The following is a 14918-nucleotide window of genomic DNA, read 5'->3' on the forward strand; positions in this document are numbered from 1 at the left end:
GGTCGCGTAACTAGCAGCCTTTTCATGAGCTAGTAGTACAGCCCGCTGCCCTGCGGGGGCGGATAAACGGCGCTTACGGTCTGAATGACAGCGCCTTTCCTGAAATGCCCGTACACGCAGGCAAAGCCCGTTATTCTTCTTGCTTTATCATGCAACTTTTCAAGTGTACCCACTGCGGCCAGCAACTGTTTTTCGAAAACGATAAGTGCGAACAGTGCCAGTATCCATTGGGCTTTGAGAGCCAACAGCTACAGTTGTTTCCGCTCGTAGCCGAGCCCGAGGGCGCCACGTTCCGCCTGTACGGCTCCCCGGCCGCTGATGCCACCACGTACACCTACTGCCACAACCACACCGAGGGCGCCTGCAATTGGCTGGTGCCCACCGATAGCGCCACGCCGTTTTGCGCTGCCTGCACCCTCAACCGCACCATCCCCAACCTAGAGCAGCCCGAGCACCGTGCCCGGTGGCGCAAGCTGGAATCGGCCAAGCACCGGCTGGTGTATAGTTTGCTGCGCATGGGGCTGCCGGTGGTCAGCAAAGCCGCAGACCCCGACCGGGGCCTGTGGTTCGACTTCCTGGCCGATACCAGCCCCGAAAGCGGCCAGCGCGTACTCACCGGCCACGACGAAGGCCTGATTACCATCAACATTGCCGAAGCCGACGACATCGAGCGGGAAATGGCCCGCAAGGCTATGGCCGAGCTGTACCGGACGCTGCTGGGTCACTTCCGCCACGAGGTGGGGCACTACTACTGGGACCGGCTGATTGACAACACCCCGCATCTGGCGCGGTTTCGGGAGCTGTTCGGCGACGAGCAGCAGGACTACAGCGAGGCCCTCAAGCGCCACTACGACCAGGGCGCCCCCGCCGACTGGGCGCAGTTTTTCATCAGCTCCTACGCCAGTAGCCACCCCTGGGAAGACTGGGCCGAAACCTGGGCGCACTACCTGCACATTATGGATACGCTGCAAACTGCCCACGCCTTTGGCCTGAGCGTGAAGCCTGTGGTAGCCGACGAAACCCAGTTTCTGCAAGCCACCATTAGCGAAGAGCCTTACGAGCAAGCGGATTTCCAGCGCATCATGGACCAATGGCTGCCGCTCACCTTCGCCATGAACAGCCTCAACCGCAGCATGGGCCAGCCCGACCCGTACCCTTTCATCATTCGGCCGGCAGTGGTGGAGAAGATGGCCTTCATCCACAAAGTCTGCCAGGAAGTGAAGCACTGCCTCCAGGAAAACCGGGCCGACTGCTAGGCGTTGGTTCGCTTACTGGTGTAGCCTAAAACGGAAAGCCGCCGCTGCATGATGCAGCGGCGGCTTTTGCGTTGCGCGTGGTAGCTGAATGGCCGGCGGGTTTACTGCATCATTTCGGCCAGCAGGCCTTCTTTCAGAGCGGCTGAGGAGGTGCGGATGCGGGTGATGCCCGACACCCCCAGCACGTAATCAATGAGGATGCTGGCTACCACCAGCATGTCGGCGCGCATGGGCAGGATGCCGGGCAGGGCTTTGCGCTGCTCGTGGTTGTTGGTTAGTAGCTGGCGGTAGCTGTGCTGGAAGCTGCTCATTTCCAGCTCGGTGCAGGGTGGAAGGTCAGCCTCGGTGCGTAGTTCACCCAGCTGCATATCAGCCAGGCTGTCGAAGCTGCCCGAGGCGCCGACCAGCGTAACGGGCTGGTAGTGCTGGATAGCGGCCGTCAGGGGGGCCAGTACGGTGCTGAGGTGGGCTTGCTCGGCGGCTACGGCGCTGGCGGAAATGATGCCGCTGGGGTCGGGGAAGAACATATCTAGTAGCCGCTGCGCCCCAATTTCAAAGCTCTGCTTCCAGAAAATGGTAGCTTCGTCGGCAATGATGCACTCCACCGAGCCGCCCCCAATATCCACTATCAGGTTCTTGTCTGGCCCCAGTGGCACGGCCTGCCGCACGCCTTTGGTAATCAGCTCGGCCTCCCGCTCACCCGGAATTACATCCACTTTGATACCGGTCTGCTCGAAAATGGCCTGCACCAGCTCCGGGCCGTTGCGGGCCACGCGCACGGCACTGGTGGCGGTGGCCCGCACTTCCGTTACCTGGTGCAGCTCAATTTCCTCCTGGAAGGCCTGGAGCGTGTGCAAGGCCCGCGCAAAGGCCGCCGGCGTAATCTCGCCTTTGCTGATGCCGCCTTCCCCGAGCCGCACGCCCACTTTGGTACGCAGCAATACCAGCGTATCGTGGTGCTTTTCTTCGGGTAGCTCCACTATCAGCAAGTGGAATGTGTTGGTGCCCATATCAATCAGGGCGAGGCGGCGGTGGCGCATATCGTTTTTCGTTGTTGGTTTTTTGTTGTTCGTTAGTTGGGTTCACATAGTGCCGGCCAGCCGACGAACAACGAAAACCCAATAACGAAAAACGAAATATCAGGTGGCAAACCGGCAGAACGTGCCTAGCGGCAGCTTGCGGGCGCCGGCGTCGTGCAGGTAGATTTCCCCGATTTCGCGCTTCTCCCGCATGGCTGGGAAGATTTCTCCTACTAGGTTATCGAGAATCAGCGCCGAAAAACCCAGGGAGTAGAGGTTGACGAGGAAGAAATGGTCCTGCGGGTCGAGCAGCTCTTTGCAGAGCTTGAGCATTTCGTTGAGCTCGTCTTCCAGCTGCCACTTCTCGCCGTTGGGGCCGCGGCCGTAGGCGGGCGGGTCCAGGATGAGGCCCTGGTACTTGCTGCCGCGCTTCACTTCGCGCCGCACGTATTTCATGGCGTCTTCTACCAGCCAGCGCACCCCATCCAGGTTGCTGGCTTCCATGTTGTCGCGGGCCCAGAAGTTCACTTGCTTCACCGAGTCGAGGTGCGTAACGTCGGCACCGGCGGCCCGGGCGGCCAAAGTGGCGGCGCCGGTGTAGGCAAACAGGTTGAGTACGCGCGGTACGGCGGCTTGGCGCTGGCGCGTCTGCTGGTAAATGAACTGCCAGTTGGGGTCCTGCTCCGGAAACAGCCCCACGTGCTTGAACGACGACATGCCCAGCCGAAACCGCAGCTTCAGGCCGTCGGGCCGTTCGTAGCCGATTACCCACTGCTCGGGGGTGCCGGGCTTTATTTTCCATTGGCCGCGCTCTTGGCTGCCTTTCTCGCGGGTGAAGGTGGCGTGGGCGCGCTGCCACTCACTAGCGGCCAGGTGCGGGTCCCAGATGGCCTGCGGCTCGGGACGGGCCAGAATGTGCTTGCCGAAGCGCTCCAGCTTCTCGAAGTTGCCGGCGTCCAGTAGCTCGTAGTCGGCCCAGGGACTGGTGGTGAGGAACGTGTACATGTAAGGCAAAGGTAGTTGTTGGTTGCTGGTTGTGGATTGCTGATTGTTAATTGTGGCTTGTTGTCAGTTCTTGGGTAGTTGGCTATTCAATGACCTCCGAACGTACAGCAACCAACAACCAGCAACCAGCAACAATCACCTATCAACCTTCCACCACCCCATGACTGAACCCAAACGCATTGCCGACCAGCTGCGTCGTGCCTTCGATGGCGACGCCTGGTCGGGGTCTTCGTTGCAGCAAACCCTGGCAGGCATCACGGCCGCGCAAGCGGCTGCCTACCCGTGGCCCGGCGTGCATACCATTGGCGAGTTGGTGTGCCACCTGGCTGCCTGGACGGCCACGGCGGCGCAACGCGTACAGGCCCGAGAACATACCCCCATGACCCGCGACGACTGGCCTGCTTTTCCGGTGGTGGCCGACGAAGCCGCCTGGCTGCGGGCCCGGCAGGAACTGCACGAAGCGCACGAACAACTGGTGGCACTTACCGAAGCCCTGCCCGCTGCCGAGCTGGATACGGTGCTCGGCGACGTGCGCGAACGGGCCGATGGCTCGGGCGTAACCATCTACGTGCTGCTGCACGGCATCATTCAGCATTATCTTTACCACGCCGGGCAGATTGCCCTGCTGCGTAAATTCGTCTGACCCGCTCCTCCCGTGACTCTTCCCTTCTTCAAATACCAAGGCACCGGCAACGACTTCGTGATGGTGGACGACCGTGCCCACCGCTTCGACGAAACCAACCAGGCCCTCGTGCATCACCTCTGCGACCGGCGCCGCGGCATCGGGGCCGACGGGCTCATCCTGCTGCGTGAGCACCCGGAGTACGATTTCGAGATGGTGTACTTCAACGCCGATGGACGCATCGGCTCGATGTGCGGCAACGGGGGGCGCTGCACGGTGGCCTTCGCCAAGCAGCTCGGCGTAATTGCAAGCAGCACCCGCTTCCTGGCCGCCGATGGTCCGCACGAAGCGCAAATTGATGCCGATGGTACCGTGCACCTGCGCATGCAGGACGTAACCGGCCACCAGCACATAGCCGAGCACGACGGTGTCTTTCTGAACACCGGTTCGCCGCACTTGGTGCGCTTCATGCCGGCCAGCACCCTGGCCGAGTTGAACGTGTTTGCCGAGGGGCGCGCCATTCGCTACGGCAACGTATTCAAGGAGCACGGCACCAACATCAATTTCGTGGAGAAGCCCGCTACACCCGATTTGCCGTGGCAGGTGCGCACCTACGAGCGGGGCGTGGAAGACGAAACCCTGAGCTGTGGTACGGGCGTTACGGCGGTGGCACTGGCTGCCTCCCGGCACGGCGCGCAAAGCCCGGTGCGTCTGCTCACGCCCGGCGGCGAGCTGCGCGTTACGTTCGAGGCGCTGCCTGATGGCGCCTTCACCAACATCTTCCTTATCGGGCCCGCCCAGCGGGTATTCGACGGCCAAGTGGAAATCTGAGCGAGGCTATGCTGCACAACGAGCTGGTTTTTCTGCGGGCCCTGGAAGCAGAAGATTTAGAGTTTCTGTACGCCCTGGAAAACGACGCCGCGCTGTGGACCGTTTCCGACAACGTAGTACCTATTTCGCGCTACACCCTGCGGCAGTACCTCGACAATGCCGCCGCCGACTGGCAGGAGGTGCGGCAGCTGCGGCTGGTTATCTGCGCCACCGACGATAAACGGGCCGTCGGTACCGTCGATTTGTTTGATTATCAGGCACGTCATCAGCGGGCGGGCATTGGTATTGCGCTCTTGCCTGCTGAGCAGGGGAGGGGCTATGCGCAGGCAGCCTTACAACTGGTAATTTCTTACGCCCATACCACGCTGCACCTGCATCAGCTGTATTGTACAATTGCCACTGATAATGTGCGCAGTATTTATCTGTTTGAAAAATTGGGATTTACGGTGGTAGGCGTACGAAAGCAATGGTTGCGCAAAGCCGACGGTTGGCAAGACGTACTAGAATATCAATGTATAGTATAATTCAGGCCGTAAAATTAGTGTTGTTTCCTGCTCGTTAGCTTAATCTCAATATAAGCAAAGCTATATAAGTGGTAGTGTTGTGCTTGAATTTGTATTAATGCTATTGAAATATAATTTTTAAAAGTGAATTCTGCTGTTGAGCTATGTATAAAGCTATACAGTTGAATTTATTAGTTACAGGAATTACTTTTTTTGGGGTGTATCCTTTTGTTGGGTGGCTACGTAGAATATAAATACCCCGGCCAGTGACCATTATTTGACTGCTGCATAGGCCCGGCGGTACATCTATTACTTCTCACTACTGCTACTTTATGTCGCTGAACGACCCAGCGCGGGGGGCCTTGTCTGCCACCAGCTCATCTGTCTCTGCTTCTCAACCAACCGCTGGGTTATTCCCAGACCTCGTTTGCTTTGCGCACCTGCACTGGGATTTTGTGTGGCAGCGCCCACAGCATCTGCTCACGCGCTTTGCTCAGCAAGGCCGCGTGTTTTACGTGGAGGATGCGTTTTACCATGCCGACGACCTGATTGAGCCGCACATGGAGGTGAAGCCCCGGCAAGAAGGCGTGCAAGTGCTGGTAGTGCATTTGCCGGCCCGGCTGCGCGACAATGAAGCCGCCGCCGACCAGGCGCAGGAAAAAGTATTGCAGCAGTATTTCCGGCAGGAAAACATCAACCGCTACATTTTCTGGTACTATACGCCCATGGCGCTGGGCAAGTCCAGCCAGTTCCAGCCGGTGCTTACCGTGTATGACTGCATGGACGAGCTGGCTGCCTTCAAGTTTGCGCCACCCGCCCTGCGGGAGCGGGAGCAGGAACTGTTCAAGCGGGCCGATTTGGTGTTTACCGGCGGGTACACCATTTATGAATCCAAGCGCGAGCAGCATGCCGATGCGCACCCATTCCCGAGCAGCATCGACAAAGACCACTTCGGCCAGGCCCGCCAGGCCATGCCCGACCCCGCCGACCAAGCCGGTATTGCACACCCGCGCATTGGGTTCTTTGGCGTGGTAGATGAGCGCCTCGACATCGAGCTGCTGGGTGAGTTGGCCGAAGCGCACCCCGAATGGCAGTTCGTTATCATCGGGCCCGTAGTGAAAATTGATGCGGCCGTGCTGCCGCGCCAGCAAAACATCCACTACCTCGGCGGCAAAAATTACCAGGAGCTGCCTGCCTACCTGCACGGCTGGGACGTGGCCACGCTGCTCTTCGCCGACAACGAAAGCACCAAGTTCATTTCGCCTACCAAAACGCCGGAGTACCTGGCCGCTGGCCGCCCGGTGGTAAGCACCCCCATCCGCGACGTAGTGCGCCCCTACGGCGACCTGAAACTGGTGCAGATTGCCGCCACCGCCGACGAGTTTGGCAGCGCCATTGCACGGGCCCTCGAGCAAACCAAGGACGCCGACTGGCGCCGCCGCACCGACGACTACCTGGCTACCATTTCCTGGGACCTAACCTGGCAGCAAATGACAGCGTTAATGAAAGACCGGCTACAGGCAAAAACTGCCAACTCGTCTGCCGCAGCCCCGTCTTCGCCGCTTGTCTCCGTTGCTTAACCTATCGAATCCGTCACTTCTCATCCATCCAAAACACGCTTAGCATATGTTCGATTATCTGATTGTCGGGGCCGGTTTCGCCGGCAGCGTGCTGGCCGAGCGCCTAGCCACCCGCTCGAATAAGAAGGTCCTTATCGTAGACAAACGCAGCCACATTGCCGGCAACGCCTACGACCATTACAACGAGGAAGGCATCCTGGTCCACAAATACGGTCCCCATATCTTTCATACCAACTCGAAGGATGTATTCGAGTACCTCTCCAATTTCACCGATTGGCGCCCTTACGAGCACCGCGTACTGGCTTCGGTAGATGGCCAATTGGTGCCCATGCCCATCAACCTCGACACCATCAACAAGCTGTACGGCTTGTCGCTCAATAGCTTCGAGGTAGAGCAGTTTCTGGAGTCGTTGGCTGAAGAAATACCCGTTATCAAAACGTCGGAAGACGTAGTAGTAAGCAAAGTAGGCCGCGAGCTATACGAGAAATTTTTCCGCAACTACACCCGTAAGCAGTGGGGCCTCGACCCCTCGCAACTCGATAAATCGGTGACGTCGCGCGTGCCAACCCGCACCAACCGTGACAGCCGCTACTTCACCGACAACTACCAGGCCATGCCGCTGCACGGCTACACCCGCATGTTCGAGAAGATGTTGGACCATCCCAACATCAAGGTGATGCTCAACACCGACTACCACGACATCATCGACTTCATTCCGTTCAAGGAAATGATTTTCACGGGTCCGGTAGACGAGTATTTCGACTTCAAATACGGCAAGCTGCCGTACCGCTCGTTGGAGTTCAAGCACGAAACCCTCAACCAGGAAAACTACCTGGAGGCGCCCGTGGTCAACTACCCCAACGACAACCTCTACACCCGTATTACCGAGTTCAAGGCCCTTACCGGCCAGAAGCACCCCAAAACGGCCATCGTGTACGAGTATCCGAAAGCCGAGGGCGACCCATACTACCCCGTGCCGCAGCCCGAAAATGCCGAGCTGTACAACCAGTACAAGAAGCTGGCTGACAACACGCCGAACGTGCATTTTGTGGGCCGCCTGGCCACCTACCGCTACTACAACATGGACCAGGTGGTAGCCCAGGCCCTGACGCTATACAAGAAACTGACCGAGAAAAGCGAGGAAGCCGTGAAGGCTGCCAAGCCCGCCATTACCGGCTCGGCTTCTATCATCGACAAGCTGGTACCGCGCGACCCGGCCAAAGGCAAGCCGTAACCGAGCATCCATCTGAGTACAGCGGCCCGCGCCGCTACCTGTCATCTGGTTTCCAGGAGAGTCTGATAAGGCTCCACCGGAAATCAGATGACAGACTTGTTTTAGACTTAGGCAAACTTGATACTCTGGCCGTTCCGCAAGAATGAGGAGCCCACGTTTGCCAGCCTATTTTTTCACCACCGACCAACCCTGTGCCAGAGTACGACGTGGGCCAGCGTTTCAAGCCGCTGATGATGTGCTGATTTCGCCTGCTTACGTGCCCGACTCGGTGAACGTGTCGCTCGGCCTGCTCATCGATGAAGAGCGTGGGGTGTGGCACTTGGCCAACCAAGGTGCCTATACCTGGGCGCAGTTTGCTAGCCTAGCTGCCGATATGGCCGGCTTGGATCAGTCGTTTGTGCTGCCGTGCTCGATGCGTGCTTGCGGGCTGCCCGTTACTCGCCCTGCTTATAGCGTGCTGGGTAGCAAGCCAGGTAGTTTGCTGCCCGCAGTAGCGGATTGGCTGCACGAGTGCGTAGGCGAGCCGATGCCCAAGCTGAGGCTGGAACCCGAGAAGGCTATTGCGCTGGCCTCGTGAGCTGAATAAGTATTGAAACCACCTACAATGCCTGTTCATGGCCTGACAACCTTTCTTATCTGGCAAACCCCGCACTCTTTTTGAGGGAGCGGGGTTTCGTCGTTTTGGGGGCCGGGGCGACGCAGATACGGGGTTTGGCGGGGAGTTTCCCGAAAACGCCGTAAATTTGAGGTACGCCCTTGCGTTTCAGCTTAAATAAACCAGCATGTTTGATTTTTTAGGGAAAACCGTCGCCAAGATTTTCGGCACCAAATCGGACCGGGACTTGAAGGAGATTATCCCCTACGTGGCGCTTATCAATGCCGAATATGCCAAACTGGCACAACTATCCGACGACCAGCTGCGCGAGCGTACCAACGAGGTGCGCGCCCGCATTGATGCGCATCTAAAGGCCATCGACGAGCAGATTGCCGCGTTGCATGCCCGCGTCAACGAGGATACTACGCTCGATATTGCGCAGAAAGAGCAGGTTTTCGACCAGATTGACGAGCTGGAAAAGCAGCGCAACAAGGAGTTGGAAGTGGTGCTGATGCAGGTACTGCCCGACGCCTTTGCCATTGTGAAGGAAACCTCGCGCCGCTACAAAGACAACGGCCAGCTGGTGGTAACCGCCACCGACTACGACCGGGACTATGCGTCGCGCAAGCAAAACGTGACCATCCAGGGCGACCAGGCCATCTGGTCGAATAAGTGGCTGGCCGGCGGTGCCGAAATCACCTGGGACATGGTGCACTACGACGTGCAGCTGATTGGCGGCGTGGTGCTGCACCAGGGCAAAATTGCCGAAATGGCCACCGGAGAAGGTAAAACCCTGGTTTCGACCTTGCCGGCGTTCCTCAATGCGCTGTCCAAGCGGGGCGTGCACCTGGTAACCGTCAACGACTACCTGGCCAAGCGCGACTCGGAGTGGAATGCGCCGCTGTTCGAGTTCCACGGCATCACCGTGGACTGCATCGACAAGCACCAGCCCAACACCGACGCCCGCCGCAAAGCCTACGCCGCCGACATCACCTACGGCACCAACAACGAATTCGGCTTCGATTACCTGCGCGACAACATGGCGCGCGACCCGCAGGAGCTGGTGCAGCGCAAGCACCACTTCGCCATGGTCGACGAGGTGGACTCGGTACTGATTGACGATGCCCGGACCCCGCTTATCATTTCCGGCCCCGTGCCGCGCGGGGATGTTCACGAGTTCTACCAGCTCAAGCCCCGCATTCAGATGCTGGTAGACGCGCAGAAACGGCTGGTGCAGCAATACTTAGTGGAAGCCCGCAAAGGCATCAAAGAAGGCCAGGATGGCGCTAAGGAAGGCGAGGCTGGCTTGTCGTTGTTCCGCGCCTACCGTGGCCTGCCCAAGAGCAAGCCACTCATTAAGTTCCTGTCGGAAACTGGCAACCGGGCCGTGCTGCAAAAGGTGGAGAACTTCTACCTGCAAGACAATGCCCGCCAGATGCCGCAGGCCGACATGCCGCTGTACTTCACCATCGACGAGAAAAACAACCAGATTGAGCTGACCGAAAAAGGCATCGACCTGATTACGGCCCAGGGCGAAGATCCGCACCTGTTCATCATGCCCGACATCGGGATGGAAATTGCGGCGCTGGAGAACAGCAAAACCCTCACCAACGAGGACAAGCTGCACCAGAAAGAGCAGCTCATGCAGGACTACCAGGAGAAGAGCGAGCGGGTACACACCGTAAACCAGCTGCTGAAAGCCTACACCCTGTTCGAGAAAGACGACCAGTACATCCTGACCGACGACGGCAAGGTGAAGATAGTGGACGAGCAGACCGGCCGCGTAATGGAAGGCCGCCGCTACTCCGACGGCTTGCACCAGGCTATTGAGGCCAAGGAAAACGTGCGCGTGGAAGATGCCACCCAGACCTACGCCACCGTAACCTTGCAGAACTACTTCCGCATGTACCACAAGCTGGGCGGCATGACGGGTACGGCCGAAACCGAAGCCGGCGAGTTCTGGAGCATCTACAAGCTCGACGTGGTAGTAATTCCAACCAACCGCGGCATTTCGCGCAAGGACGAGCACGACAAGGTGTACAAGACTGTGCGCGAGAAGTACAACGCCGTGGCCGAGGAAATCCAGACGCTGGTACAAGCCAACCGCCCGGTGCTGGTAGGTACCACGTCGGTGGAAATTTCCGAGCTGGTGAGCCGCATGCTGAAGCTGCGCGGCATCCCGCACCAGGTATTGAACGCCAAGCAAAACCAGCGCGAAGCTGAAATTGTAGCTGCTGCCGGCCACCCCGGCACCGTAACCATTGCCACCAACATGGCCGGCCGGGGTACCGACATCAAGCTGCGCGGGGTAGCCAAAGAATCGGGTGGGCTGGCTATCATCGGCACGGAGCGCCACGAGTCACGCCGCGTTGACCGCCAGCTGCGTGGTCGGGCCGGCCGCCAGGGCGACCCAGGTTCGTCGCAGTTCTTCGTGAGCCTAGAAGACAACCTGATGCGCCTGTTCGGCTCCGACCGGATTGCCAAACTCATGGACCGCATGGGTCTGGAGGAAGGCGAAGTGATTCAGCATTCCATGATTACCAGCAGCATCGAGCGGGCGCAGAAGAAAGTCGAGGAAAACAACTTCGGCCAGCGCAAGCGCCTGCTGGAGTACGACGACGTGATGAACGCCCAGCGCGAAGTGGTGTACAAGCGCCGCCGCAACGCTCTGTTTGGCGAGCGGCTGGAGCTGGACATCTGGAACATGATTTACGACGTGGCCGAGGACATTGTAACCAGCCACAAGATTTCCGGCGACTACGAAGACTTCAAGCTGGCCATCGTGCGCATCTACGGCTACGATACCTACATCACCGAGCAGGAAATGAAAGGCCTGGCCGCCGGGCCGCTCACGCAGAAGCTCTACGACGAAGCCCTGGGCTACTACCACAGCAAGAACGAGCACATTGCCACCAATGCCATGCCGCTCGTAAACGATTTGCTGGCGCAGAACGCCCCGTTTGAAAACGTAGCCGTGCCGTTCACCGACGGCCGCAAGCAAGTATCGGCAGTAGCTAGCCTGCGCCGTTCCCAAGCCACGGGTGGCCACGAAATCATCCGGAGCATGGAGAAAACCGTGGTGCTGTCGACCATCGACACCGCCTGGACTCAACACTTGCGCCAGATGGACGACCTCAAGCAGGTGGTACAGAACGCCGTGTACGAGCAGAAAGACCCCCTGTTGGTGTACAAGTTCGAGAGCTTCGAGTTGTTCAAAGGCATGATTGGCAAAGTGAACGAGGAGACGCTGTCCTTCCTGTTCCGCGCCGACGTGCCGGTGCAAGCCGGCGCCGAAGGCACTAACGAGTCGGAGTTCTACATCGAAGACGAACTGCCCACCCCGGTTCCGATGCCCAAGCTGAAAGCCGAGAAAGAAGTATCCTCGGTTTCGTTGGGCGCGGGCCCCGAGGACATGGGCCCTGACGACTTGCCGCTGGAAAAGCAGCAGCCGGCCAAGGCCCAGAAGATTGCCAACCGCAACGAGAAAGTAAGCGTGCAATACATGGACGGCCGGATTCTGCGGGACGTGAAGTTCAAAACCGTAGAGGAAGACCTGCTTAACAACCGCTGCGTGTTGGTGGATATAGCTTAAGAAACCTTGGTTTAGCTACGTAAGGCGGGAGCCGGCGAGGGTCGTCGGCTCCCGCTTGTTTGTGAGGCAGTCTGCGTGGCGGCTTACTTGCGTACGTTACGGCAGCCGTGCCTCGTTCTTACCCGGCAGAGAACCGCTGACATTACCTTCAGACCCATGAACCTCGCCCCCTACATCGACCACACTTTGCTCCGGCCCGACGCCACTCCCGCGCAAATCGAGCAACTGTGCGCGGAAGCCGCCACACATAGCTTTGCCGCCGTGTGCGTGCCGCCTTGCTACGTGCGGTTGGCTGCTGAAAAGCTGCAAGAAACCAAGGTTGCCGTGTGCACAGTAATTGGGTTTCCGCTGGGATATCAGCTGGCCAAGGTGAAGTTTTTTGAAGCCCACCAAGCCCTGACCGAAGGCGCCACCGAGCTGGACATGGTTATCAATATTGGGGCGCTGAAAGCCGGCCGCACCGAAGAAGTGGAAGAGGAAATCGGGCAGTTGGCCGAACTGTGCCACCTGCGCGGAGCCTTGCTGAAGGTGATTATTGAAACGGCCTTACTCACCGAGGACGAAATGGAACTGGCCTGCCAGTTGTGCGAGGAAGCCGGTGCCGACTTCGTGAAAACCTCCACCGGTTTCGCCAGCCGGGGGGCGTCCGTAGCCGATATTATGCTGATGCGCCGAACCTTACCCGGCCAGATCCGAATTAAAGCAGCGGGCGGCATCCGAACCCGAACGGCAGCGCTAGCGCTGATAGCCGCCGGTGCCGACCGTATCGGCTCGTCAAATAGCCTAATTTTGCTTCACGAAGATGATACCACCATACCTGCGTAACGTGCTGTTTCTTGCTGCTTTTTTCGCGCTGGGCGCCTGTGCTTCCAGCGGCCCGGCTGCCCCTACTGTCACTGCGCCCGCCGATACCACCAAAGCCAAGCCCGCTACTACGGCCCGCACCGCGCAAGCAGCCCCGGCCGAAGACCTGAGCCGCTACCGGCCCACTTTCCCGGCTCCCAAGGAAGCGGCGCCCACCTCGGCCGCTAAAGTGACCGTGACGCCCACCAACCAGGTAAACGCTCAGATTGAGCAGCGCCTGCGCGACCAGGCCTATACCAACCAGAACGTGAAATACGCCCAGGGCTACCGTATTCTGGCCTATGTGGGCCTGGAACGCGAAAAAGCCATGGCTATTCGGCGCTCGGTTATCAGCCGCTACCCCGACGAAACCGACTACCTCACCTTCAAGCAGCCCGTGTTTCGCCTGCACATCGGCGACTACCTCACGCGCCTGGAAGCCGAGCAGGCCATGCTGCGCATTCGTCCGCTGGCGCCTAAAGCCGAACTAGAATCGGCGCAGGTGCTGCTGAATAAAGCGGCGTACTAGAGCTGTCAGTTGTCGGTTGTTAGTTGTTGGTTGTCAACCTGCTCTAGTAATCAACAGCTGATAACCCACTACCGACAACTGACAACGAGTTTTATGCAACACCTGCTTTCCCGCATCAAAACCCTGGCCGCCGACGCGGCTGCCGACACTGTAGCGCTGCGCCAGCATCTGCACGCCAACCCGGAGCTGTCGTTTCAGGAGTTCAATACGGCGGCTTTCGTAACAACTGAGCTACAAAAGCTGGGCCTCGCGCCGCAGCCCATTGCCAACACGGGGGTGGTAGCCCTCATTGAAGGCCGCAACCCCGGCGCCCGCACCGTAGCCCTGCGCGCCGACATGGACGCCTTGCCCATCACCGAGCAGAACGAGGTGCCCTACAAATCAACCAACCCCGGCGTGATGCACGCCTGCGGCCACGATGTGCATACGTCGTCGTTGCTGGGCGCGGCCCGTATTCTGGTGCAGTTGCGCGACGAGTTTGAGGGTACGGTAAAGCTGATGTTTCAGCCGGGGGAAGAGTTGTTGCCGGGCGGGGCTTCTTTGATGATAAAGGAGGGTGTGCTGGAAAATCCCAAACCGGCCAGCGTGCTGGGCCAGCACGTTTTCCCGATGCTGCCTGCCGGGCAGATTGGCATTCGGCCGGGCCGCTACATGGCCAGCACCGACGAGCTGTACCTGACCGTGCGCGGCAAAGGCGGCCACGGCGCCATGCCCGAAATGAACCTCGACCCGGTGCTGGTAGCCGCTCACATTATCGTAGCCGCTCAGCAGATTGTCAGCCGCCGCGCCAGCCCCAAAATGCCCTCAGTGCTGTCGTTTGGGAAGGTTATTGCCAACGGCGCCACCAACGTTATTCCCAACGAAGTGCATATTGAAGGCACCTTCCGCACGCTGAACGAGGAGTGGCGCAACGAAGCCCATGAGCACCTGCGCCGCCTCTGCGAAGGATTAGCTGAGTCGATGGGTGCGACGTGCGAGCTGGAAATCCGGCGTGGCTATCCGTACCTGGAAAACGAGCCGCAACTGACGGCCCGCATCCGGGCGGCAGCCGAGCAATACCTGGGCGCTGAAAACGTAATTGAGTTGGACCAATGGCTGGCGGCCGAAGACTTTGCTTACTTCTCGCAAGCTGCTGATGCCTGCTTCTACCGCCTCGGCACCCGCGCCCAGGACGGGCGGTTTGCCTCGTCGGTGCACACGCCTACCTTCGATATCGAGCCCAAGGCCCTGGAAACCGGCCCCGGCCTGATGGCCTGGCTCACGCTGCAAGAATTGGCTTGCCGCTAGAACGGCGGCAATTTCACTTATC

The 14918-nt window shown here is 59.1% G+C and carries 13 protein-coding genes; 11 read left to right on the plus strand and 2 right to left on the minus strand.

Annotation, left to right across the window (positions count from 1 at the left end):
• Positions 1-149: 149 nt before the first annotated feature.
• The gene (locus J0X19_RS04520) at positions 150-1256 is read left to right on the plus strand and encodes a zinc-binding metallopeptidase family protein (protein ID WP_206981680.1); all 1107 of its coding nucleotides are present in this window, start codon (positions 150-152) and stop codon (positions 1254-1256) included.
• A gap of 101 nt (positions 1257-1357) precedes the next feature.
• On the opposite strand, the gene J0X19_RS04525 is transcribed toward J0X19_RS04520, so the two are convergent.
• Both J0X19_RS04525 and J0X19_RS04530 read right to left on the minus strand, forming a co-directional pair.
• A complete protein-coding gene (locus J0X19_RS04525; protein ID WP_206981682.1) occupies positions 1358-2296 on the minus strand; it encodes a Ppx/GppA phosphatase family protein in 939 nt (312 codons plus the stop codon).
• A 99-nt stretch (positions 2297-2395) separates the two neighbouring features.
• Entirely contained in the window at positions 2396-3280 is an 885-nt protein-coding gene (locus tag J0X19_RS04530) for a class I SAM-dependent methyltransferase (RefSeq protein WP_206981684.1), read from the minus strand.
• A 160-nt stretch (positions 3281-3440) separates the two neighbouring features.
• Between J0X19_RS04530 and J0X19_RS04540 the strand changes: the two genes are divergently transcribed.
• The 10 genes from J0X19_RS04540 (at position 3441) to J0X19_RS04585 (ending at position 14896) form a co-directional block, all read left to right on the plus strand.
• Positions 3441-3923, plus strand: a complete 483-nt coding sequence (locus J0X19_RS04540) for a DinB family protein (protein WP_206981688.1) — start codon at positions 3441-3443, stop codon at positions 3921-3923.
• 12 nt (positions 3924-3935) lie between these two features.
• On the plus strand, positions 3936-4733 hold the full coding sequence (gene dapF, locus J0X19_RS04545) for a diaminopimelate epimerase (protein WP_206981690.1): 798 nt from the start codon (positions 3936-3938) through the stop codon (positions 4731-4733).
• Between the two features lie 8 nt (positions 4734-4741).
• Positions 4742-5257 (plus strand): GNAT family N-acetyltransferase, encoded by a 516-nt coding sequence (locus J0X19_RS04550; RefSeq protein ID WP_206981692.1) that lies wholly within the window; start codon positions 4742-4744, stop codon positions 5255-5257.
• Between the two features lie 311 nt (positions 5258-5568).
• A complete protein-coding gene (locus J0X19_RS04555) occupies positions 5569-6816 on the plus strand; it encodes a glycosyltransferase family 1 protein (protein WP_206981694.1) in 1248 nt (415 codons plus the stop codon).
• A gap of 46 nt (positions 6817-6862) precedes the next feature.
• Complete coding sequence (gene glf / locus J0X19_RS04560) at positions 6863-8050, plus strand: UDP-galactopyranose mutase (protein WP_206981696.1); 1188 nt, start codon at positions 6863-6865, stop codon at positions 8048-8050.
• 157 nt (positions 8051-8207) lie between these two features.
• Complete coding sequence (locus J0X19_RS04565; protein WP_206981707.1) at positions 8208-8627, plus strand: sugar nucleotide-binding protein; 420 nt, start codon at positions 8208-8210, stop codon at positions 8625-8627.
• Positions 8628-8832: 205 nt separating this feature from the next.
• The gene (gene secA / locus J0X19_RS04570; RefSeq protein ID WP_206981709.1) at positions 8833-12237 is read left to right on the plus strand and encodes a preprotein translocase subunit SecA; all 3405 of its coding nucleotides are present in this window, start codon (positions 8833-8835) and stop codon (positions 12235-12237) included.
• Between the two features lie 156 nt (positions 12238-12393).
• The gene (gene deoC / locus J0X19_RS04575) at positions 12394-13062 is read left to right on the plus strand and encodes a deoxyribose-phosphate aldolase (protein WP_206981710.1); all 669 of its coding nucleotides are present in this window, start codon (positions 12394-12396) and stop codon (positions 13060-13062) included.
• Positions 13040-13609 (plus strand): sporulation protein, encoded by a 570-nt coding sequence (locus J0X19_RS04580; RefSeq protein WP_206981711.1) that lies wholly within the window; start codon positions 13040-13042, stop codon positions 13607-13609. Before deoC ends, J0X19_RS04580 begins: the two co-directional genes overlap by 23 nt.
• Positions 13610-13702: 93 nt before the next feature.
• Complete coding sequence (locus J0X19_RS04585; RefSeq protein WP_206981712.1) at positions 13703-14896, plus strand: M20 metallopeptidase family protein; 1194 nt, start codon at positions 13703-13705, stop codon at positions 14894-14896.
• The last annotated feature ends 22 nt before the right edge of the window (positions 14897-14918 follow it).

The organism is Hymenobacter telluris (assembly GCF_017313265.1).
In the GTDB taxonomy this organism is placed as follows: domain Bacteria; phylum Bacteroidota; class Bacteroidia; order Cytophagales; family Hymenobacteraceae; genus Hymenobacter; species Hymenobacter telluris.